The organism is Halomonas sp. HL-93 (assembly GCF_900086985.1).
In the GTDB taxonomy this organism is placed as follows: domain Bacteria; phylum Pseudomonadota; class Gammaproteobacteria; order Pseudomonadales; family Halomonadaceae; genus Vreelandella.
Window position 1 is genome coordinate 3,441,824 of the sequence record NZ_LT593974.1, and the last position, 20,796, is coordinate 3,462,619.

Consider the following 20,796-nt stretch of genomic DNA (forward strand, 5'->3'; position numbering starts at 1 on the left):
AGCTTCGCTCCGAAGACGTGCTAACAAGGAAAGGGGACAAAATGTCCATCGAGATCACACTTTGGGTTGTGTTTGCGGCTGCAATGATTACGGCTATTGCTACCGGATTAGGGGCGTTACCGTTTCTTTTTGTAAAGAATTTCCGTCCTTTTTGGCTAAGTATATTCAATGCATTGGCCGCAGGGTTAATGCTAGCCGCAAGCCATAGCTTGGTTGGTGAGGGAAGCCGAGAAGCCCCCTGGCTGACGTTGCTAGGTATGGCTTTAGGCTTACTGCTGGTCGTCGTGTCAGATAAATTGATTGAACGACGCGGTACGCCTAATGTAAGCGAATTAAGTGGCGCTAGCGCGCGCAAGGCACTACTCATCTTAGGTATAATGACAATTCACTCTTTTGCTGAAGGAGTGGGCGTCGGTGTCTCTTTTGGCGGTGATGAGTCACTTGGCCTATTTATTAGCGCAGCAATTGCCATCCATAACATTCCTGAGGGACTGGCCATCAGTTTGGTATTGATTCCCCGCGGCATGTCGGTTTTAAAAGCCGCAGGGTGGAGTATTTTCACTAGCTTGCCACAGCCATTGATGGCAGTTCCTGCATTCATATTCGTAACTTGGTTCGCGCCTTTTTTGCCGATCGGCCTTGGACTGGCTGCAGGGGCCATGATGTGGATGGTGTTTGCCGAACTGATACCCGATGCTTTTAAAGATGCTTCGCCTAATGCCGCGGCGACCACGGTAGCATTAGCGTTTTTTGCTATGTATGCATTTCAGCACGGCATATATTGAAATAAATTTATATAAGGTTTTGTTGACGGTACTGCCAAATCAATTGCCCAAAAAAGCATCCATCACTTAAGAGATGGACGCAATTCATTTAATACTTAGTAGTATAACTAACACCAGCTACGCACGTTTACATGTATTGATACCGAGCAGCTTGTAAGCCGGACAAAAATTGAACAGCCCTGTTGCCAGCGGCACTAAGCCAATCCAGCCCCAAACGCCAATAGTGCCAAAAAGAGCTAATAGCATGAGCACCACACCTATCAATATGCGTAAAATCTTATCAATACCGCCTACATTGCTTTTCATATTTATCTCCTCAGAATTACCATTAATGTTCAGAAGCTATGAACGGGGATGCTTGGGTCACTCATCTTTTGTCCAATCTTTTCCGGCGTCGCAACACCTACACCTTCAAGAAGGTTGCTTTCGTCATATTCGCTGTTAGGCAGATAAATGGCACAAACATCGACGTCTGCACCATTTTCTATCAGCATTTTTAGAATACCTTCTGGCTTCACTTGGCCTGCCGGATTACTTGGCGGTGTGGCAATAGCATCCGCACTTTCGTATCCTTCTACCGCTAGATGACCCGCGGCATCGCAGAGCAACATATCCAGATCAGTACCCTGCTCCAGCATGGCGTTCGCCAGGATCATCACCATGCCTTGAGTCTGGAGAGAGTCGCTAGTGAGAATCACTAATGCCTCGTCTTTCTGTTGGTCACCTGAGGGGTTATCAGCTATTGCGTGACCCGATAAACTGATAAGCATCATCATAATTGTTAGTCTGATGGTTGCCTTGAAGTTCATATATATACCTCATTGGGTCAATTAGCGTCCGATGATCATTTACTTAAGAACCGATTAAGCAGCAGAACATCAATTCTCAGGTTTCCACACAACATCAGGGTTAATTTTATAGCTCCATGGTAGGCCTGAATTACGCCATCCATCCTTGGCTCTTACGCCCCGAGAGTCACCATCTTCCAGCTTTGAACCCTCAAAACCATCGGTGACAGAATAGACTTCGCTGTATCCCATATCGGTAATTACATCGACAGCAGGAGCACTTCGTGTGGCCCCCGAGCGGCACATAACGATAATTGGATCATTCTGGTCTACATCCAAAGCTTCAATTTCAGCCTTAACTTGCGACTTGAACCCGGTATTCTTTTTAGAAGGCCATGTTTCTGATGCATCATCAAATTGCTCCCGATCAGCTAGTACCCAGGGCACATGTATATCAGTGGGCTCAGCGAAGCCAGTAAACTTAATTTCTATGGGGTCACGCACGTCGATCAGCACAGCACTGTCATCTTCCTGTATTAATTCATAAGCTTCTTCGGCTGAAAGATACAATCCCAGCTTCGTCTCACGATAAGCCTCTGCTTCTTCTGCATACGCGAGACTGGTGCTTAGAGACATCGAGATTCCTAAGCCGATCAAGAGCAAAACTTTCGATTTTTTCATAACTTTTTCCTCTAACGAAATAGCCATAAAATCTATTCTAGTCCTCTTACTGAGCTGGCACACGAGACAAGACGTCGCAGCTTGACCCAAGTCAAACAATGTCAGGCTTTAACAAACAGAAGTCGTGATCTACAGATTATGATCAGCAATCAACTACTTTTGAGGTGTAAAAAACCGCGCCGATAGAGGGCGCGGTTAGATACCAACTACGTTCAAGCCATCACTGACCATGAGGTGCATTCTTATCCACAGCCGATCTTATGAAGTGGTGGCGAAATCTGCTGATAAGATGGTTTCGTCAATCGATGGTTATGCTGTGTGTAAATAGCCGTGTGGCGGTTGGGACCAGGGGGGGCACACTTGAGAAGGTTCATTCATACAGATATTAATGGAGCTATTTTCGTGAACTCAATCAAAGCCCCGTGTATTGAAGCCGCTTGGCAGAAACATCACCGCGAGTTACGTTTATTTCTAATTAAACACTGCAGCGACCAAGATATGGCCGACGATGTGCTTCAGCATGCTTACACCCAAGCACTGTTGAATCGGTCAACATTTTGCCAACTCGCCTCGCCGAAGGCATGGCTCTTTAAAGTAGTGAAACATCAATTAATCGACCGCCAGCGCCGCGATGGGCGCCTAGTATACGGCGAAGTTCCCGAATCAAGTGCGCCCGACGGCGCCAGCATCCCACCAATAGACAGTCTTGCCGGTTGCATCGCCCGCGCTCTGCCCCACTGCAACGCCGAGGATCACGACATTCTGTGGCAGTGCGATATTGAGGGCCTCAGGCAGGAGGACTATGCCAGACACAAAGGCCTGAGCCTGTCGGCTACCAAGGCGAGGCTTCGCCGTGCACGGCAGCGCCTGCGTAAGCGGCTGATTGCGCAATGCGGCATCGTCTTCGATGAGCAGGGACACCTCTGTTGTCATCGTGCTCAAGACGAATAGGAAAAAATTTATAGCCAGACTGCATCCTTTTGCCTGCTGCTGCGTCTTCTTGTGTGAAAACTCCTATTAAACAGAGAGACGCTGATTATGCTTGAGGTCTTTACTTGGTTGGCCGACTGGCTCATCTACGGCCTTGCCGGTCTGAATCCTGCGAGCAAACTAGGCGCCTCGCTGCACTTCTTTGTCGAGGACACTACCAAGATTTTCGCGTTGCTCGTGGTGATGATCTATATCATCGCGCTGGCACGTGCCTCGCTGGATCTCGAACGGGTGCGGCACTACATTCAGCAGAAGAACCGATTCGCGGGTTATGGACTTGGTGCCGGTTTCGGTGCCATAACGCCCTTCTGCTCCTGCTCCAGCATTCCGCTGTTTCTAGGGTTTACCAGCGCTGGGATCCCCCTGGGCATCACCATGGCTTTCCTATTCACCTCGCCGATCATCAACGAGGTGGCGGTCATCATGCTTTGGAGTCTACTGGGTTGGGAATTCACCCTGGTCTATGTCGTTATTGGCATGGCGGTGGGCATCGGTGGTGGCATGATCTTGGATACGTTAAAGGGAGAACGGTGGCTCAAGGACTTTGCTGCAAAAGCCTACCAGCAGGCAGCAGAGACTCCCCACAAAGATGACTCGCCCCCTGATGCGAAAACGCTGACGATTAAAGACCGTCACGTCTTTGCGCGCGACGAACTCAAAGAGATCGTCGGCCGGATCTGGAAGTGGGTAATTATTGGCGTCGGCCTAGGGGCTGCCCTGCATGGTTTCGTGCCGGACAGCTGGTTCGCCGACAACCTGGGTAGCGGTCAGTGGTGGAACGTTCCCGTAGCCGTGTTGGCGGGCCTGCCGCTTTACTCTAATGCCACCGCCGTGATTCCGGTAATGGAGAGCCTGATCCTCAAGGGACTGCCAGTCGGCACCACCCTGGCGTTCTGCATGAGCACTGTGGCCGCCAGCTTTCCCGAGTTCATTATGCTCAAGCAGGTCATGCAGTGGCGACTGCTGGGCATCATTTTTGTCATCCTTCTGGCCAATTTCATGGTTGTAGGCTGGCTAATCAATCTGCTTAGCCCCTGGCTGTTCAGCGGAACACTGATCTAAGAGGAGCATCGAAAATGAAGAAGATTGAAGTTCTGGGTACTGGCTGCAAGAAATGTGTCAACACTGCCGAACAGATTCAGAGCGTCGCTGACCATCTAGGTATTGAGGTCACGGTTGAAAAAGTCACCGATCCGGGGACCATCATGAGCTATAAAGTCATGTCGACGCCAGGCGTGGCTATCGACGGCAAGCTCGTGCACAGTGGTAGCGTTCCAAATCACGACAAGATCGAGACCCTGTTAAAGAATTAATTCAAGCATATCAATACCCCGGTAATAACGCTTTATCGGGGTAGTTTAGGCCTTGTCTGAAAAGTCGGCGAGCGAAGGCCAGACAAGGCAAAAATCGGCGAAAAGACGGAGTTTACGTAGTGTAAATGAGTACTTTGAGCTGATTTTTAACGCCGTATGGTCGAGCGCAGCCAGTTTTCAGACAGAGCCTAACTCCGGGCAGTAAACGCCAGGCAACCTTAGGGATGCCGCTATCCGCGGAGCTTGTGAAGCCGATTCTGACTGCGGGTCATATTTCATTCGATGACGGCGGCCGCAGTGCCAGTGTGCGTCTCAGCGCCAAGTAATGTCTGTGCCATGGCATGACCATTATCGATACAGTCTCCTACACTGATGCCATCACGCCAGTTCCCTATCAAATGAAGATCTGCGCACGTCTGCGCAATTTGATCGATTTTGGCTATCCGCGCTAAATGCCCAATGTCGTACTGCGGAATCGCTTGCGACCACCGCGCGACTTTCGTAAAGACCGGCTGTGCGTCGATATCGAGCAGCTGGCTGATGTCTGAGCTGACAGTGTTCACTAACTGTTCATCTGACTGGTCGCTAACCGCCGGGTTTCTGCGACCACCTATAAAACAAGTAAAAAGCACGTGTCCTTTGGGCGCGCGTTGCGGAAAAAGAGTGGAAGAGAACAAGACACCCAGAGTGTGCTTTTTTTCTTTGCTGGGAATAAGCATGCCGAAGCCATCCAGCGGGTGTTTAACAGCACGTTCGGGATACCCCAGTACGACGGCGGCAAGTGGTGGGTAGACAATGCTTTCCAACTCTGACTGAAGCTCAGCGTTTACGTTGCTCAGGAGCGACCCACTGACGCTTGCGGGTGTTGTCAGTATTAGCTTATGACCAGCAAAAGCCTGCCCCTTCTGATCGACGGCATGCCATGTGTGATTCTCGCGATTGATCTTTTCCACTCGGCTTCCGGTCACGAGACGAACGTTGGGCAGCCGCTCCAGCTCATGTCTGATGCCATTGGTCAAGGTAGACAGCCCTCCTGGGAAGCTAACAAGCTTGCCACGCCACTCCTCAGGGAAACCAACCTCATGATCTTTAGCGCGCTTTTTTTTGCTGTTGCGCATTTGAGCTATTCCGCCACGCAGCAATGATCCGTGTGCTTGCTCAAGGTAATAAAGGCGAGGGAAAGCAGCTTTCGCTGACAGGCGCTCTGGCGCACCTGCATAGACGCCAGAGACAAACGGGTCTACAAAGTGACTGAGAATATTTTGCCCAAGGCGTCTTCGCACGAAGGCGGCAAGTGTTTCTTCATGCGACGCTGGTTTTCGGAAAGGTTCCGTAAGCAAGTGGCGCCAGCCTTCAAATCCTATAAGCGGACTTTTTAACGCAGACTTAAGGCCATCAGGCAGCGCAATGAGTTTTCCGTCCTTGACGACGTAACGCTTCCGACTGGCTTCTGGCGGAAAGATGGCTTTTTCCGTTAGGTTCAGTGAATTTATCAGCTTATATAACGAGGGCTTTGCCATCAGCGTATTAGGGCCGAGTTCCATGTGCCATGCCTGCTCAGTCACTGACCGTATATTCCCCCCCAATTGTTCGTCAGCCTCAACCAGAGTCACGGATTTATTGTGGCGACCGAGCTCAAGAGCTAGCGAGAGCCCGGTTATACCTCCCCCAATAATCAGAAACGATTGTTCTCCGTCCTGTGTGACACCTTGCATAAAAACCCTTAAGCAATATCAAAATTTCGAACGTTTAAGGCTTAATCCTGAATACAGATCGCCTGTGCCCTTACGGCTTGGGCCGTCTTGATAACCAGAATGCCGATCAGACCCGTCAATAGTCCCAGAAGACCCACGCTCAGGCCCTTGAAGAACGGCAGCTGCAACTGTTCATACATCAAAAAGCTAGCAATGGTAATCGCCGCCATGGGGAACGAATACGCCCACCAAGACAGGAAAAATTCCAGCTTTAGAAACCGTCTTGTCTGTGTCAGTAACATCAGCGTCATGAACAGAGCGAAGTAATAGAGAATGCGACCCAAGGGATTGATTTCTCCCACCAGTTGAAACCATGAGATGAACCCAACAGCCGGCGGTGCAATCAGGATGAACAACGTAGGCAAAAGCTTCGACGGCAAGGGCTGGTGAAAGAACATTCGGTAGAAAATGATGGTCAGCAGTACCACCCAGAAAACCAACCCGATGCTGAAGAAAAACCAGGAGATTTCCATAGAAGCATGCTGCGCACCTGCAATGGGTACAAGAATGTTGCCTACGATAGGGATAAACCAGGCCGGATTGATGTGAGCAATTTCAAAGTGAGTCTGGTGCAACCAAGCAGAGAGAACATAAAGCGTGAAGCCGAGGTGAAGGACCACGCCGACACTCCACAACGTAAAGGACACGGCGTTGCTGTATGGTAAAAGCGCAATGCTCAATAAAATCAGACCAATGGATATAGTGGGGAAAAAGTTAACTTTTACCGGATGAGCAAATTCGGCTTTAACCTGACCGGGATATTTCAACGCCTTGGTTAGATAGAGCACCAGCAAAACAACAAATGTGACTCCCGTCAGGCCAAGTAATATCGGACTGAATTTTACAGAAAGACCCAGCAAGTCCTCCGCCCGGTGCCAAGCAATGGTGAACCCAGTCATTCCCATCACAGTGGCAAACCAGGAAATGGGGAAGTTCTGCAGTCGTGAAGGACGCACCTTGGTCATCAATTCATCTCCTCTGGTCACATAGCCCGGGCTTGCTCATAGACATGTTTGGGTGTTTGATGGTGGGAATACCCTGCTTTGATCTACTGAAACAACGCGCTGATAAACCAGGTCGATTTAGATAAAGCGTTCGGTAGTTGAAACATGCCCTTAATCGCCTGGACCACACTCCATGCAACGTTCAGTAATGGCAGGCCCCTGTCGAAGATTTGCTTGTAAATCGTGTAATCCTGACCTTAATCCCTCTTCAAGTACCGGATGGTAAAAGGGCATTGCAAGCATCTGGCTGACGGTTAACTTCTGTTCCAGTGACCAGGCGAGTAAGTGGGCCATGTGCTCAACCTGCGGACCGAAGAGCTCAGCTCCCAGGAACTGCCCGCTGCCGTGCTCTGCATAGAGCTCGAAATAACCCATATTTTCACCCATAACCAGTGCCCGCCCTTGATCAGCAAAGGAAACGTTGCCTTCAGCGATGCAGCCACAGCCGCCATAGCGCTTGTCTAGCGTATCGCGACTCTCACCAACGATCGCCATCTGGGGTTCGGTAAACACAATCGCAAGGGGAGCGTTGCGCTGTCCCACTTGCACATCATCCAGAAAAGCGGCGTTTCGGCCTGCGATTTTTCCTTCTGTAATGGCCTCGTGTAGAAGAGGTGCCGACTGATTTGCATCACCAGCGATAAATATATGGCTCGGGGCGCTCTGTACATCTAGGCATTGCAGAGTGAAACGATTGAATTCTGGCACGCCGTGCTCATTCAGCTTGAGCCCGGCCTGCCTGATATCTAACTGATCCAGGTTTGGCCGACGCCCGGTTGCGGCAAGGACATAATCGAATGTTTCGGCGAGTTTTTGCCGACTTTCACGTTCATAAAACGTAATGGCAACGTTGCTTTCCCTGCGTTCAATGCTGTCAAGTGAGGCATCAGCATCCAGATACAGCTCGCGATTAAATGTCTCGTCTGCCAGCTGGCGCAATTTTTCAGATTGAAAAGGCCCAATGACACCGCCAACGCCAAACGTGCGGGTTCTAACCCCTAACCGACTAAGCGCTTGACCGAGTTCCATGCCAATGACACCGGGACCCACAATAGCGACCGATTCAGGCAGCGTATTCCAATTAAACACATCATCATTGGTGATTAGCCGATCGCCAGCGCCTTCCAATAGCTTCGGCCATGTGGGCCGCGACCCCGTGGCAATGATGATGGCTTCTGCCGTAAGCTTGGTATGGTCACCAATCATCAGCGTATGTGGATCAATAAAACGTGCGTGACCATGCAATTGGTGAGACGCCGGAATCGTTTTCATTGATTTCAGTACATTACCTACGAAATGATCGCGCTCGTGTTTGACTCTTGCCATCACCGCTTGGCCATTGACTCCTACCTCGTTAACAGTGATCCCAAACATGTCAGCTTTACGTGCGGCATGTGCCGCATTGGCGGCGGCAATGAGTAGCTTTGAGGGCATACATCCCACGCGGGCGCAGGTCGTGCCATAGTTGCCGGCTTCTATCAGCACGACATCGTCGGTATGCTTGCGCGCGGCGTGCCAAGCGCTAAGCCCGGCACTCCCAGCTCCGATAATGGCTATCTTGACGTCTCGCTGCTGCATACCAATATCTCCTAAGCTTTGCTTGGCAAGGATGGCGCGATGTGCTCACTTGGTTGGGCAAGCGCCAGCCAAGCATCAAAGGTGGTAAAAAACACTTGCCCAGTTAACTCCTGACAAAAATGCGTGTGTTTTAATCGATCCATTACTGGGCCTTTTACCTCTGCCAGGTGCAGCGTGGCTCCAGCATCTTTCAACCGCGTGTTGATCGCTTCTAAACTTTCAAGCGCTGATGCGTCAATCAAGTTAACTGCCTGACATGTAAGCACTATGTGCTTTAACCATGGAGAGCGAGCAGCCAACGCCAATACGGTGTCTTCCAGGTAGCGGGCATTGGCAAAGTATAGGCTTTCATCAATGCGCAGTAGCGCTACGCACTTGTTAGTTTCGACCTGATGTCGCTTGACGTTACGGAAGTGCTCTGTGCCTGGCACACGACCGATGACAGCGCTATGGGGCTGGCTGGTGCGGTACAAATGAAGCCCCAGAGACAGCATTACACCGCTGGTAATACCGACTTCAACGCTGTGCAACAAAGTAAGCAACAGGGTAGCCAACATAGCCACACCGTCGCTGCGGGAGTATTGCCAGGTACGCTTAACGGCAGGTAAGTCAATCAGCGTGCCGACCGCCACAATGATAGTGGCCGCCAAGGTTGCTCTGGGCAAAAACGCCAGCAGGTCAGTTAGCAGTAACGTGGAAAGCATGATGCCAAATGCTGTGAACGCACCTGCCATCGGCGTTGCCGCGCCTGCTTCAAAATTGACGACCGAACGTGAAAAACCGCCAGATACTGGCGAGCCACCACTCACCCCTGCTCCTACATTAGCCATTCCCAAGGCAATCAACTCTTTGTTGGGATCGATACGCTGGCGCCGTTTAGCCGCCAGAGTTTGCGCGACTGACACCGATTCAACAAAGCCCACCAGGCTAATCAGAAGTGCTGCGGGTAGTAACCCAAACCAGAGTGATGAATTTAGGCTGGGAAGCGCAATGTCAGGCAAGCCGCTGGGCACAGCGCCCACCAGATCGACACCACGCTCTTTAACGTCTAATCCCCAGGCAAGCAACGTCGTGACAACCACCGCTGAGATGGGTGCAGCTTTCACGACAAGGCCAGCAGTGCTGGCAGACATGCCAATAGCTGTCAGCCATTTGTTTAATCGCTTGCGGCTCACCAGCAGAAAGCCCCATACACCCAAGCCGATCAACAGAGTCGTCATATTTACCTGATGCCACTGACCCAGTAGCGCCCCAAGCAGGTCGATAACGTTATGGCCTGATGCCTCAACACCTAAAATGTGCTTTAGCTGGCTTATAGCAATCAGAATACCCGACGCCGTGATGAACCCTGAAATCACTGGGTGGCTTAAGAAGTTGACCAAAAAGCCCAGCCGAAGAACGCCCATGGCAATTAAGATCAGTCCCGATAGTACGGCCAAAACTAGCGCAGCTCCGATATAATCTGGACTGCCAGGGCTAGCAAAACCACTTAACGCCGATGCGGTCATGAGCGCCGCCACGGCCACTGGCCCTACGGCTAAGCTAGCGCTAGTGCCAAAGATGGCGTACAGCACCAATGGAAGCATGCTGGCATAGAGCCCCATCTCGGCAGGAAGCCCAGCTAATAAGGCATAAGCCAGCGCCTGGGGCACCAGCATTAGTGTCACAATAACCGCTGCCAACACATCCCGAGAAAACAGCTCCCGGTTATAGCGACGTAGCCAACCAACCAGCGGCACCCAACGCTCAATAATCATGGGTCTTATCCGTTTGCCGATTCAAACTGATGGCGACGAGCATCGTCGCCCTATTAAGCGTTCTGATCTTCAAGCCCTTGTCGATGCTCTTCCAAATCAAAGCCTGCTGATTTTGCAGCATTAAACAGCTCAGCAAGGTCGCACTGTTCGCTGTGGCGCTTAGCGTAGGCCCATAGATGAGTCGCACGCTTTCCCGTTCGGCAGAATGCCAAAATAGGCCGCGGGAGCCGCTGCATTGCATCAGCAAAGGCGGCTACATCTGCTTGGCTGTAGTCACCGGGTGTGACGGGAATATGCACCCACTGAAGGCCAATATCCGCGGCTTTTTTACGGTAGGCATCTTCATCAGGAAACTCAGCGCTTTCTCCAGGTTTGCAGTTACAAATCACCGTTTTGAAGCCATTTGCTTTAACTTGCTCAAGCTCTTCTACCGTGAGCGCTGAGGTAATCTCGATATCCGTTTCTAAAGGCTGTGTTTGCATGATGTGGCTCCTTCGACAGTAGACAACTTAATCCCAGGCGGCGCCTTCCAAGGCATTCAGTGGGATCTTTAGATAGCGCTTACCGTTAGCTTCCGGCTCAGGCAGACGCCCGCCTCGCGTATTGACTTGCAGGGCGTGCAAAATCAGCTTGGGCATAGGTAGTTCGCTATCACGCTGGTGGCGTAGAGAGATGTAATCCGTTTCACTCATATTGACCAAGTGAGGGTTACTTCCAAGCTGCTCAGCGACGGTGCTTTCCCACTGCGGCTCGCGGTCATCGGGCATATAGTCATGGCCGGTGAATAGCCTGGTATCAGCGGGTAGCGCTAGAATCTGCTGGATGGAGTGCCATAGCACTCTTGCATCGCCACCGGGGAAATCTGCTCGTGCAGTGCCAAAGTCTGGCTGGAACAGGGTGTCGTGCACGAAGGCCGTATCACCAATCACGTAAGTAATTGATGCCAACGTATGGCCAGGCGAATAAAGCACGCGAGCATCCAGTTCACCAATCTTAAAAGTGTCGCCCTCGTTAAACAGTCTATCCCACTGACGGCCATCGGTCGGCATCTCTGGCCAGTGATAGATATCTTTCCATAGCGCCTGCACTTTGGTGACCTGTTGACCAATCGCCGTGGACGCGCCGGTTTGTTGCTTTAAATAATGAGCCGCAGAAAAGTGATCCGCGTGAGGGTGAGTATCGAGAATCCACACCACCGACAAGCCCTCTCTTTTGACGTAGGCCAGTAGCTCATCGGCGTGGTGTGTGGCCGTCGCGCCGGACTTTTCGTCATAATCCAACACAGGGTCGATAATTGCGCACTGCTTGGTGTCAGGGTCACTCACCACATACTGGATGCTAAAGGTACGCGGATCGAAGAAACCGGCCACATCCGGTGTGCCTACGCCGGTATGCTTTGAAAGTGCAAAAGTGTTCATTTCGTTTCCTCCTATAAGGTGAGCTGTTCAAACCTGGCGAGCGGCGACAATTAAAGTGTCTTTTTGCAGAAGTACCAGTCGGTGTAGTCATACCCTTTCGATTGGCGGGCCTCCGCATCTTCACAGGTGTGAGGTGGCGGCACGATGACAGGCTGCCCGGGTAGCCAGGCTTCCGGTGTTGCAACGCCATGTTCATCGCTGGTTTGTAATGATTTAACCAGCCGCAACACCTCTTCTACCGACCGACCGTTCGTCATGGGGTAGTACAGCATGGCCCGCAGAATACCTTCTGGATCAATCACAAAAGTCGCGCGTACCGCTGCTGTATCACTGGCACCTGGCTGAATCATGCCGTAGGCGTGCGCCACCTTCATATTGAGATCCGCAATAATCGGGAAGGTAATCTCAACACCGAAGTTATCTTTAATGCTGCGTGTCCAGGCGATATGCGAGTGGATGCTATCGATTGATAGGCCTAATAGCTCTGCATTGACCTCTTTGAACTGTTCCGTGTAGTTGGCAAACGCTGAAAACTCCGTGGTGCACACCGGGGTGAAGTCCGAAGGATGGGCAAATAACACCAGCCACTTTCCTTGATAGTCGCTGAGCGATTTTTCTCCATGGGTCGTTTTTGCGGTGAACGCTGGCGCCGGGCGGTTAATTTGCGGCATTACTGGCTGGAAGGTTTCGTTAGGCATGCTGAGCTCCTGAAGGGTGAAAGATTAACAGGAATAACGATAGCTCTTTTTGTTATAACTAGCAAATAGTGTGACGTAATAAGCCTGATAGGGAGGCCAATGGTCGGTACAACCTCACTCACTCGAAAGTAACTCGTCGTGTTTTTATGTGAAGCTTGGTGAGCATACACAAGGGTCTGATGAGCCCTTTTCTCTTTGCCCTTGCGGTACGGATCCAGAATGGAAGCTAGAACGGTGGAGCGACCCTGCACCGGAAAAAGTGCTTAACCCTCATTCCTCATAATCGGGTATGTCGTTCATACGGTTAGAGTGGACTGAGAACCTCTTGCACTTAAGAGCTTCGAGAAAATTTAAAAAATTAATAAATTACAACTACTTATTTCATCATGGCACCTTGACCGACACGTATTTTAGCTAAAATTTATGTACACCTTTCCCTCCTATTTATCTCTGACCAACCTTCAGATTAGATTTTTAAGGCGCTTATAGGACGAAGTAGGTATTGCGTCTTTCTATGCATTGGACATAATAGAATAACGTTATTCTTAAAAAATATAGAAAGGTTGCGCCATAGGAGACGTCATGCAGAAGCTACTGTTATTAAGCCGACGAGATTTGCTAAAGGTAGGGTCTGGAATGGGATTTGGTTGTTTGCTGCCAGCCGGCATGACATCTGCTAGCACGCTACACACTCAGGCCCATGTAGTGATACTTGGGGGTGGCGCGTCGGGTATTGCGATGGCTAGCCGACTCACCAGGCGGCTACGAGGAGGCAAAATCACGTTGGTAGAACCAAGAGAAACTCATCACTACCAACCCGGCTGGACAATGGTTGCTTCCGGCGTTTGGAACGCCGGCAAAACGATGCGTCCTAACGCAGACTTTATGCCGCGAGGTGTTAACTGGGTCCGTGAGATTGCAGTCAGCGTTGATGCAGACAACAAACGTATTGGTCTGGCTAGTGGTTCAACAATTGAATATGACTTCTTGATTGTTGCCACAGGCATTCAATTAAATTACGGCTTAATTGATGGCATGTCGCCAGAACTGATAGGTCAGCACGGGATTGGCAGCGTATACGCCAGCATTGAAGGCGCGTCTCGCACCAATCAAACCATCGAAAGTTGGCTAGCAAGCGGCCAAGGAAAGGGCATTTTTACAGCGGCACCCACCCCTGTGAAATGTGCAGGTGCGCCACTTAAAATGACGTTTACGACACTTAGTCGATTGGAAGAATCTGGCCGTAGGGAGCGTTTTGCCGTGGAATATATGGCTCCTGGCACCGATCTATTTTCCCAGCCATGGGTAGATGAGTTTGTTAAGCAGCGGTTTGATGAGCAGGGGGTCAAACGGCGTCATCATTACCGCTTATCTGCCATCGACCCGCAAGCCAAACAGGCTGAGTTTGCTTTTGTTGGACCTGAAAGCGAGTTCACTTCGCACCATGAACTACGTGAAGCTGAGTTCAAACGTGATAATCTGCCAACCGTAATCACAGACTATGATTTTATTCACGTGGTACCTCCCATGAGCGCTCACGATTTTATCAAAAACAGCGCTCTCATTGCTCAGGATGGCCCTTTCAGAGGCGAGTGGTTAGACGTCGATATCCATACCATGCAGCACAATCGCTATCCCGAAGTGTTTGGCATTGGTGATGTCATTGGTGCGCCCATCAACAAAACGGCTGCTAGTGTCAAGGCGCAAGCACCCGTTGTAGAAGAAAACCTGCTTTCCGTCATGCAGGGCAACCTCCCATCTGCACGCCACACTGGCTATACCTCATGCCCCATGATCACGGGGATCGGCAAAGCCATGTTGGTGGAGTTTGGATACGCGGACGACTTCGCCTTCATGCCGTCTTTCCCATTTATTGACCCTAAAGACGAATCTTGGGTTACCTGGGTCATGAAAGATCGTATGCTGCAGCCCGCTTACTACGCCGTTCTTGAAGGCCAAGCATAAAGGAGAATCTGCTATGACCATCAGTGGTATATTCACCATACTAATGTATGCGCTTGCACCCTTCACATGGCTACTGGTAGTGGGCTCCATTGTTGTCATTAGCCTACACCTGCTCGCTTACCTGCGTGGCTATCAGATAACTCAACACCGTAGTCGGTATGCCACGATGCTCGCCATACTTATCGGGTTATCAGCGCTCGCTTGGGTTCCTTGGCTCACTCATTCAACACTTGCCAATGTAGCAACTTTATTTGATTGGGTTGCATTAACCGCCGGTATTGTCGCTATCTTTTTCATTTCATTAGTGATCTTACATCCCTTGAGCTACTTAATCAGTCTTCTCCGTGAAGGTTGATTGCATTTGGAAAGGCCGTCAATTGGCAACCAATGAAGCATTTTTTGCTGGTTGACTGACTCGTTCAACTTTGCCGTATCGATGCCATAGTGTTCGCCAAAAGATCAACATTATTTGAATGTCTCGCTGGCCTGCCAAACCCCGAGTGACAGGCCTAAAACATGGCAAGATGGCCTATCCAAAATGACGCTGACAGCACCCTGCCCGCAGCAAATCATCGACAGCAAGCAAGAAAAACAGTACCTAATTCTTGGTTGTCCTCGTTTCCACGCGCAACGTTGTAAAAAAATACACGTCGATAGCACATAGATCATTGCTGGCAGGCACTAGCCACCCCTCTCGAACCATGATGCGACAATACGCCATCACTGATTTTACCAATCTCGCGTGCTTCCCCAAGCCTGTCTACTGTATAATTTAAAAAAGTAATAAGCATATTACCTAAATAAATATAAAACTATGTCTCAATAACATGGTATAGACGATCTGATCCGCCCCACTGATTCTGGACACCGCGTTAAGCGAGTACAATCCGCTTATGAGGTGATCCACGATGAGCAAACAAAAGCGCAACCGCTATTCCGATGAGTTCAAGGCCGAAGCGCTGAAACTCGCAGAAAGAACCAGCGTTGCCAGCGCCGCCCGAGAACTGGGTATCCATGAATCGCAGATCTATGGTTGGCGTTCGGCAGCGAAAAAGAAGGCCAACGTCTCCGAGCGCGAGTCTGAACTGGCTGCCGAGAACGCCCGGCTGAAGCGCCAAATGGCCGAGCGTGAAGAGGAGCTGGCCATATTAAAAAAGGCGGCGACCTACTTCGCCAAGAACCAAAAGTGAAGCGTTACAGCTTCATGCTTGAGCACAGTCACAGGTTTTCCGTGATCCGGATGGCGTCTGTGCTCGGGGTCTCGCGAAGTGGGTATTACACATGGCAGAAGACTCGGTTTCAGCCCAGCCAACTGGAGCAAGCCAGGGAAAGGCTTGATCCCAGAGCAAGCGGCGCAATGGCGCCCGACGCATCCAGGCCACGCTGGCGGCTGATGGCCACCCTTATGATGTCAAAACGATAGGGGCCAGTATGCGGCGCCTATCGTTGGTGCCGAAGGCCGCCCGCAAGTTCGTCGTCACCACAGACAGCGACCACAGCTTGCCTGTGGCGCCCAACTTACTGGGGCAAGACTTTGAGGCGACCGCCGCGAACAAGAAATGGGCCGGTGACATCACGTACTTGATGAGCTCTGAAGGCTGGTTTTATCTGGCCGTCATCATTGACCTGTACTCGCGCTCTGTCACCGGTTGGTCCATGAATACCAGGATGACCGCAGACCTGGTCTGCGATGCGTTGGAAATGGCATTGTGGCGACGCAATTTCCTCACAAGAGCGATCTGTCACAGCGACCAGGGAAGCCAGTACTGTTCCCGCGCCTACCGGGATCGGCTGCGAACGCATCAGTTGCGTCAAAGTATGAGCCGTAAAGGCAACTGCTGGGACAACGCTTGCGTGGAAAGCTTCTTCCATTCAATGAAAGTAGAAGCAATCCACTACGAGCCGATGATGAACCGGGAGTCGCTTTGCCAGCATGTGTTCGAATACACCTAATCTAGTGACGCATGACTTTTAGGTTTTGATGAATCCAAGTCACAAGCTGCGCTTCCGATGACGCTCCGACAAGACGTGCTATCTCTTTACCACCTTCGAACAGGATTAGCGTGGGAATACTGCGAATATTGTAAAGCGCGTTGGCCGCCGGTGCGGCGTCGCTATCCACTTTGACAAATCGAACCCCTGGCATCTGCCTAGCTGTAGCGGCGAAACTAGGTGCCATTGCCTTGCATGGGCCACACCAGGCTGCCCAGAAGTCTACTAGTACAGGTAATTCTGTACCTGAAATAAACTTATGTAGAGTGGTATCACTGAGGCTCACAGGCTCAGCATTCATCAACGCAGTCTTGCACCGTCCGCAAACAGGCGAATCGTGCAATCGTTCGGCTTGTATACGGTTAGTAGTTCCACATGAAGGGCAGACCAGCTGCATACCAGAATTCCTTATAGTTTCGAGTTACTTTGACACTCTATCTATTTGCCTTATGAGCGATAATACGCTTTTTAAATCATATCAAACTCAACTACTAAAAACTCTTCCTGAGAAAACTATATACCTTTTTACAGAGGATTCGGTGCAGAAAACCTTCCAGGTTTAGTCTGGCGTTAAACAAGAAAATGCAAACACGCAGGGCCATCGAACTAATACGGTCAATCTAATAGCCCTGCAAAATATCTGAGCACCACTGAATTAAGTTCTTATATTGTCCGTTACAGTCCATACGCCGGGAGAGTTCCATACCGCGTGGTTTATCAAGTCTCTTTCCACTAAACTATCTACCTTACCACTAATTTTAACATCGTGATCATGGACTTCCACTTTAATCGCATTAGCATCTTGGATAGCCTTTCGTTTAAGTGAGTTTTCAATATCAACTCTAACTGCCGCAGCAGAAAGGTTAGGCTTAATAACAATTTGATTACTCACACCAACCACACCTGCTAAGTAACGTATAGATGTTTCCGCTAAGCGACGTTGATAATCCCAAGGCACCATACCGGAAAGAGTCACCCAGCCGTTTTCAACCATTACTTTTAATGGGTCATTTGGAACGAATATATTCCACTCTAGTGTGTTTTTAACAGCACGAGCGATATCCGCATCTGTACGCTTTGCATTACCCGGTAGTTTTACATCAATTTCTATGGCAACACCCTTCACACCGCTGACACGCTGCGCTGCCGTTTCAGCATGCCATTTTTCTGCATAGCTATCGACATGGCCCGCCAAAGTTACAATGCCACCTTTAACTTCTACTCCAATATCTGAAGCACGAACGGATGGCTCCCATCCGAGCTCAGCAAGTACATCTTTTTGAATTTGAGCGTCTGATTTCAACATAGCAGTATTCCTTTTATTCGATAGATAAATTATTCGTCGCAACATGGTATTTCATTACCTATTTACGACACCCTGTCTAAGCGAAGATATCACTTCACATTTTACAAAGACGTATATTCAACTGACCTCTAACTTCCGCCTTAATGGTTGTTTAACTTTAGGCAATGTTATTGTTAGTATGCCGTCTTTAAATTTGGCGTCTGCATGTTGCGTATCTACCTCAACAGGCAAACCAATCGTTCTTGAAAAAGAACCTTGCCAAATTTCTGAATGATAATATTCATCCTTTTTCTCGTCTGCCTTACCAGAACGCTCACACTTCAACATCAAGGAATGTTCTGTGACTTCAATGACTAAATCCTTACGATCAACCCCTGGCATTTCAGCACGCACGATAATTTCTTTTTCACGATCAATAATGTCCACTTTTGGATTGTGCTGCCCAAAAAAACCAAGACGCTCTTTTACCGAATCATCTTTAAAAAAAGGTTTCATCCAGTTTCGCTCAAAAAAGCCTTCCATCATTCGATCAAACTCTTCCAATGGGCTTGAAAAGCGACTGGCAGGCATTTTACTTGCATCTGGAACAGACACATCAGACTTGGTAGATGATTTTGCCATTTCGATACTCCTTATTTATACGGGCCTGAGTCATAGTTAAAAACCACTTTCTATTTATAGTCCAGCCACTCTTCTTTTGAAGCATGACAAACATACCAAAAAAGCACTATCTTGAGACAAAATTGACATAGAGCAAAAAATATCGCTTTTTTATAATGATAAAAAACCACTTATTTTTCTTTAAATTTCACTAAGATAATATATTTTAAAAATTTTTTACCTAGACAACTTTATAAAAAAGGGGCATTAGCTACATACACAGCCAAAAATAACTATCATAATTATATTCATAACCATCTTACATATTGGTTGATTAATATTGGATGGCTATTTCGATTCTCACTCATCGGTTTTTAAGGATAATATGCATGTTTTTCAACGACAACCAGCACCAAAATATGGACAGACTGGTGCGTGCTTCACTGGCTGGAATGACATTGGGCATTTCTCCGGCATCAGTAATGTTAACTTACTTGGACTGGCTATCTAGCACGGCGCTTTCGCCCGGAACGCAATCTTTGTTACTGCAAAAAGCCATCAAGAAACAGCTCCGCTTGTTATCTTGGGCTAGCCATTCGGCCTTTGACCCAAATGCGAGCCCTTGTATTGACCCCTTACCTCAAGACCGACGTTTTCGCGATCCTAGCTGGCGCTACTATCCCTATAACTTGCTTTACCAAGGTTTTCTGCTGCAGCAGCAGTGGTGGTACAACGCCACTACCAACGTCAGTGGTCTCTCCCCTCATCACGAGCGGGCCGTAGAGTTTGGCGCTCGCCAATGGCTTGACGTGTTTTCACCCTCCAACTACTTAATGACTAATCCCGTTGTATTAAAAAACACCTTTTTCAGCGGAGGGACCAACTTGGTTCAGGGAATGCAACACTACTATGAAGATCTCCAGAATCATTATCTTGGCAAAAGGCCAGCCGGTACTGAAGAGTATATAGTCGGGCAGGATGTAGCGATCACACCAGGTAAAGTCGTGTATCGCAATCATCTGATCGAACTGATCCAGTACACGCCTACCACGGATAAGGTGCACGCTATTCCGACGCTGATCGTGCCAGCGTGGATCATGAAGTATTACATCCTCGACCTCTCACCTCACAACTCGCTAGTCAAGTACCTGGTTGATCATGGTCATACCGTGTTTATGATTTCCTGGCGTAATCCAACCGCCGAGGATCGTAATATCGGCATGGATGACTATCGCCAGCAAGGCATTTCAGAGAGTCTCGATATTATCCGGCACCTCATTCCCAATCAGAAGGTACATGGTGTCGGCTACTGTTTAGGCGGAACGCTGCTAGCCATTACTGCAGCGACGATGGCGCGTAATAACGATGATCGCTTAGCGTCGATGACACTATTTGCCGCACAGACCGATTTTCGAGAAGCTGGCGAACTAATGTTATTTATCGATGAGAAGCAACTCGCTTTCCTTGAAGATATGATGTGGTCTCAGGGCATTCTTGATACCAAACAAATGTCAGGAGCATTTCAGATTCTTCGTTCTAACGATTTGGTATGGTCTCGAATTGTAAATGAATATCTGCTGGGCACGAGAAATCCCATTAACGACTTAATGGCCTGGAATACTGACGCAACGCGCATGCCCTACCGCATGCATTCAGAATATTTACGCAACCTTTTTTTAAATAATGATTTAGCCGAAGGCCGATTTAGAGTAGATGACCGTCCGGTAGCGCTTAGCGATATACAGGTACCCATATTTTGCGTTGGAACAGAATGGGATCATGTTGCTCCGTGGCGATCTACTTATAGATTGAACCTGCTTTCAGATGCACCCGAAATTACTTTTCTACTTACCAGCGGTGGCCATAACGCAGGCATTATCAGCCCTCCCGGATACACTCACCGGCATTATCGTATGACGACGTCATATGAGAACGATATTTACATTGACCCCGACACTTGGTTACAGAGTACCGTTATTCACCCAGGTTCTTGGTGGAACGCTTGGCAAACTTGGTTAGCAGACAAATCAGGTCCTTTTAACAAAGCACCTAAGGTTGGGTCGACAACTTATATACCGATAGAAGATGCTCCTGGCAGTTATGTAAAGCAAAAATAAAAAAATTTATTTTTATCAATAGCCTTTAATTAAATTAAACATCAAGAACC

Annotated in this window: 20 protein-coding genes and 1 pseudogene; 8 read left to right on the forward strand and 13 right to left on the reverse strand. The window is 49.2% G+C overall.

Annotated elements, in window-relative coordinates:
• The first annotated feature begins 41 nt into the window (after nt 1-41).
• A complete protein-coding gene (locus tag GA0071314_RS15920) occupies nt 42-785 on the forward strand; it encodes a ZIP family metal transporter (protein WP_074397552.1) in 744 nt (247 codons plus the stop codon).
• 117 nt (nt 786-902) lie between these two features.
• Here GA0071314_RS15920 and GA0071314_RS15925 read toward each other — a convergent pair whose 3' ends face one another.
• The 3 genes from GA0071314_RS15925 to GA0071314_RS15935 all read right to left on the reverse strand — a co-directional run bounded on the left by GA0071314_RS15925 (nt 903) and on the right by GA0071314_RS15935 (nt 2,254).
• Entirely contained in the window at nt 903-1,091 is a 189-nt protein-coding gene (locus tag GA0071314_RS15925) for a YgaP family membrane protein (RefSeq protein WP_074397553.1), read from the reverse strand.
• Between the two features lie 29 nt (nt 1,092-1,120).
• Nucleotides 1,121-1,594, reverse strand: a complete 474-nt coding sequence (locus GA0071314_RS15930; protein WP_231896469.1) for a hypothetical protein — start codon at nt 1,592-1,594, stop codon at nt 1,121-1,123.
• 69 nt (nt 1,595-1,663) lie between these two features.
• A complete protein-coding gene (locus GA0071314_RS15935) occupies nt 1,664-2,254 on the reverse strand; it encodes a rhodanese-like domain-containing protein (protein ID WP_074397554.1) in 591 nt (196 codons plus the stop codon).
• A 402-nt stretch (nt 2,255-2,656) separates the two neighbouring features.
• Between GA0071314_RS15935 and GA0071314_RS15940 the strand changes: the two genes are divergently transcribed.
• The 3 genes from GA0071314_RS15940 to GA0071314_RS15950 all read left to right on the forward strand — a co-directional run bounded on the left by GA0071314_RS15940 (nt 2,657) and on the right by GA0071314_RS15950 (nt 4,557).
• Nucleotides 2,657-3,205 carry an RNA polymerase sigma factor gene (locus GA0071314_RS15940; RefSeq protein WP_074397555.1) on the forward strand — a complete coding sequence of 183 codons (549 nt, stop codon included), beginning with the start codon at nt 2,657-2,659 and terminating at the stop codon, nt 3,203-3,205.
• 87 nt (nt 3,206-3,292) lie between these two features.
• Nucleotides 3,293-4,306: a permease gene (locus GA0071314_RS15945; protein ID WP_074397556.1), complete on the forward strand. Its 1,014-nt coding sequence runs from the start codon at nt 3,293-3,295 to the stop codon at nt 4,304-4,306.
• Nucleotides 4,307-4,320: 14 nt separating this feature from the next.
• Nucleotides 4,321-4,557, forward strand: a complete 237-nt coding sequence (locus GA0071314_RS15950; protein WP_027337095.1) for a thioredoxin family protein — start codon at nt 4,321-4,323, stop codon at nt 4,555-4,557.
• Nucleotides 4,558-4,832: 275 nt separating this feature from the next.
• On the opposite strand, the gene hemG is transcribed toward GA0071314_RS15950, so the two are convergent.
• The 7 genes from hemG to GA0071314_RS15985 form a co-directional block, all read right to left on the reverse strand.
• Nucleotides 4,833-6,272 carry a protoporphyrinogen oxidase gene (gene hemG / locus GA0071314_RS15955; RefSeq protein ID WP_074397557.1) on the reverse strand — a complete coding sequence of 480 codons (1,440 nt, stop codon included), beginning with the start codon at nt 6,270-6,272 and terminating at the stop codon, nt 4,833-4,835.
• A 41-nt stretch (nt 6,273-6,313) separates the two neighbouring features.
• Complete coding sequence (locus GA0071314_RS15960; RefSeq protein WP_074397558.1) at nt 6,314-7,276, reverse strand: SLAC1 anion channel family protein; 963 nt, start codon at nt 7,274-7,276, stop codon at nt 6,314-6,316.
• A gap of 150 nt (nt 7,277-7,426) precedes the next feature.
• Nucleotides 7,427-8,893, reverse strand: a complete 1,467-nt coding sequence (locus tag GA0071314_RS15965) for a dihydrolipoyl dehydrogenase (protein ID WP_074397559.1) — start codon at nt 8,891-8,893, stop codon at nt 7,427-7,429.
• Between the two features lie 11 nt (nt 8,894-8,904).
• Nucleotides 8,905-10,650: a SulP family inorganic anion transporter gene (locus tag GA0071314_RS15970; protein WP_074397560.1), complete on the reverse strand. Its 1,746-nt coding sequence runs from the start codon at nt 10,648-10,650 to the stop codon at nt 8,905-8,907.
• A gap of 53 nt (nt 10,651-10,703) precedes the next feature.
• The gene (locus GA0071314_RS15975; protein ID WP_027337100.1) at nt 10,704-11,132 is read right to left on the reverse strand and encodes a TIGR01244 family sulfur transferase; all 429 of its coding nucleotides are present in this window, start codon (nt 11,130-11,132) and stop codon (nt 10,704-10,706) included.
• 27 nt (nt 11,133-11,159) lie between these two features.
• Nucleotides 11,160-12,068: an MBL fold metallo-hydrolase gene (locus GA0071314_RS15980; protein ID WP_074397561.1), complete on the reverse strand. Its 909-nt coding sequence runs from the start codon at nt 12,066-12,068 to the stop codon at nt 11,160-11,162.
• Nucleotides 12,069-12,118: 50 nt separating this feature from the next.
• Nucleotides 12,119-12,766 carry a peroxiredoxin gene (locus GA0071314_RS15985; protein WP_027337102.1) on the reverse strand — a complete coding sequence of 216 codons (648 nt, stop codon included), beginning with the start codon at nt 12,764-12,766 and terminating at the stop codon, nt 12,119-12,121.
• A 582-nt stretch (nt 12,767-13,348) separates the two neighbouring features.
• Here GA0071314_RS15985 and GA0071314_RS15990 point away from each other — a divergent pair.
• From GA0071314_RS15990 to GA0071314_RS19820, 3 genes and pseudogenes are all read left to right on the forward strand, one after another.
• Nucleotides 13,349-14,731: an NAD(P)/FAD-dependent oxidoreductase gene (locus GA0071314_RS15990; RefSeq protein ID WP_074397562.1), complete on the forward strand. Its 1,383-nt coding sequence runs from the start codon at nt 13,349-13,351 to the stop codon at nt 14,729-14,731.
• 13 nt (nt 14,732-14,744) lie between these two features.
• Nucleotides 14,745-15,086: a DUF5368 family protein gene (locus GA0071314_RS15995; RefSeq protein WP_074397563.1), complete on the forward strand. Its 342-nt coding sequence runs from the start codon at nt 14,745-14,747 to the stop codon at nt 15,084-15,086.
• Between the two features lie 553 nt (nt 15,087-15,639).
• Nucleotides 15,640-16,678, forward strand: a pseudogene (locus GA0071314_RS19820) (transposase); the annotation flags it as partial.
• A 7-nt stretch (nt 16,679-16,685) separates the two neighbouring features.
• On the opposite strand, the gene trxC reads toward GA0071314_RS19820, so the two are convergent.
• The 3 genes from trxC to GA0071314_RS16020 form a co-directional block, all read right to left on the reverse strand.
• Nucleotides 16,686-17,120: a thioredoxin TrxC gene (gene trxC / locus GA0071314_RS16010; protein ID WP_074397565.1), complete on the reverse strand. Its 435-nt coding sequence runs from the start codon at nt 17,118-17,120 to the stop codon at nt 16,686-16,688.
• A gap of 258 nt (nt 17,121-17,378) precedes the next feature.
• Nucleotides 17,379-18,029, reverse strand: coding sequence for a BON domain-containing protein (locus GA0071314_RS16015; RefSeq protein WP_082934279.1), 651 nt, complete (start codon nt 18,027-18,029; stop codon nt 17,379-17,381).
• 117 nt (nt 18,030-18,146) lie between these two features.
• Complete coding sequence (locus GA0071314_RS16020) at nt 18,147-18,650, reverse strand: Hsp20/alpha crystallin family protein (protein WP_074397566.1); 504 nt, start codon at nt 18,648-18,650, stop codon at nt 18,147-18,149.
• 368 nt (nt 18,651-19,018) lie between these two features.
• Between GA0071314_RS16020 and GA0071314_RS16025 the strand changes: the two genes are divergently transcribed.
• On the forward strand, nt 19,019-20,746 hold the full coding sequence (locus tag GA0071314_RS16025; protein ID WP_074397567.1) for a PHA/PHB synthase family protein: 1,728 nt from the start codon (nt 19,019-19,021) through the stop codon (nt 20,744-20,746).
• The last annotated feature ends 50 nt before the right edge of the window (nt 20,747-20,796 follow it).

Coding starts and splice junctions, on each gene's coding strand:
- GA0071314_RS15920 (WP_074397552.1), top strand. CDS start 42: ATGTCCATCGAGATCACACTTTGGGTTGTGTTTGCGGCTGCAATGATT.
- GA0071314_RS15925 (WP_074397553.1), bottom strand. CDS start 1,091: ATGAAAAGCAATGTAGGCGGTATTGATAAGATTTTACGCATATTGATA.
- GA0071314_RS15930 (WP_231896469.1), bottom strand. CDS start 1,594: ATGAACTTCAAGGCAACCATCAGACTAACAATTATGATGATGCTTATC.
- GA0071314_RS15935 (WP_074397554.1), bottom strand. CDS start 2,254: ATGAAAAAATCGAAAGTTTTGCTCTTGATCGGCTTAGGAATCTCGATG.
- GA0071314_RS15945 (WP_074397556.1), top strand. CDS start 3,293: ATGCTTGAGGTCTTTACTTGGTTGGCCGACTGGCTCATCTACGGCCTT.
- GA0071314_RS15950 (WP_027337095.1), top strand. CDS start 4,321: ATGAAGAAGATTGAAGTTCTGGGTACTGGCTGCAAGAAATGTGTCAAC.
- hemG (WP_074397557.1), bottom strand. CDS start 6,272: ATGCAAGGTGTCACACAGGACGGAGAACAATCGTTTCTGATTATTGGG.
- GA0071314_RS15960 (WP_074397558.1), bottom strand. CDS start 7,276: ATGACCAAGGTGCGTCCTTCACGACTGCAGAACTTCCCCATTTCCTGG.
- GA0071314_RS15965 (WP_074397559.1), bottom strand. CDS start 8,893: ATGCAGCAGCGAGACGTCAAGATAGCCATTATCGGAGCTGGGAGTGCC.
- GA0071314_RS15970 (WP_074397560.1), bottom strand. CDS start 10,650: ATGATTATTGAGCGTTGGGTGCCGCTGGTTGGTTGGCTACGTCGCTAT.
- GA0071314_RS15975 (WP_027337100.1), bottom strand. CDS start 11,132: ATGCAAACACAGCCTTTAGAAACGGATATCGAGATTACCTCAGCGCTC.
- GA0071314_RS15980 (WP_074397561.1), bottom strand. CDS start 12,068: ATGAACACTTTTGCACTTTCAAAGCATACCGGCGTAGGCACACCGGAT.
- GA0071314_RS15985 (WP_027337102.1), bottom strand. CDS start 12,766: ATGCCTAACGAAACCTTCCAGCCAGTAATGCCGCAAATTAACCGCCCG.
- GA0071314_RS15990 (WP_074397562.1), top strand. CDS start 13,349: ATGCAGAAGCTACTGTTATTAAGCCGACGAGATTTGCTAAAGGTAGGG.
- GA0071314_RS15995 (WP_074397563.1), top strand. CDS start 14,745: ATGACCATCAGTGGTATATTCACCATACTAATGTATGCGCTTGCACCC.
- trxC (WP_074397565.1), bottom strand. CDS start 17,120: ATGCAGCTGGTCTGCCCTTCATGTGGAACTACTAACCGTATACAAGCC.
- GA0071314_RS16015 (WP_082934279.1), bottom strand. CDS start 18,029: ATGTTGAAATCAGACGCTCAAATTCAAAAAGATGTACTTGCTGAGCTC.
- GA0071314_RS16020 (WP_074397566.1), bottom strand. CDS start 18,650: ATGGCAAAATCATCTACCAAGTCTGATGTGTCTGTTCCAGATGCAAGT.
- GA0071314_RS16025 (WP_074397567.1), top strand. CDS start 19,019: ATGTTTTTCAACGACAACCAGCACCAAAATATGGACAGACTGGTGCGT.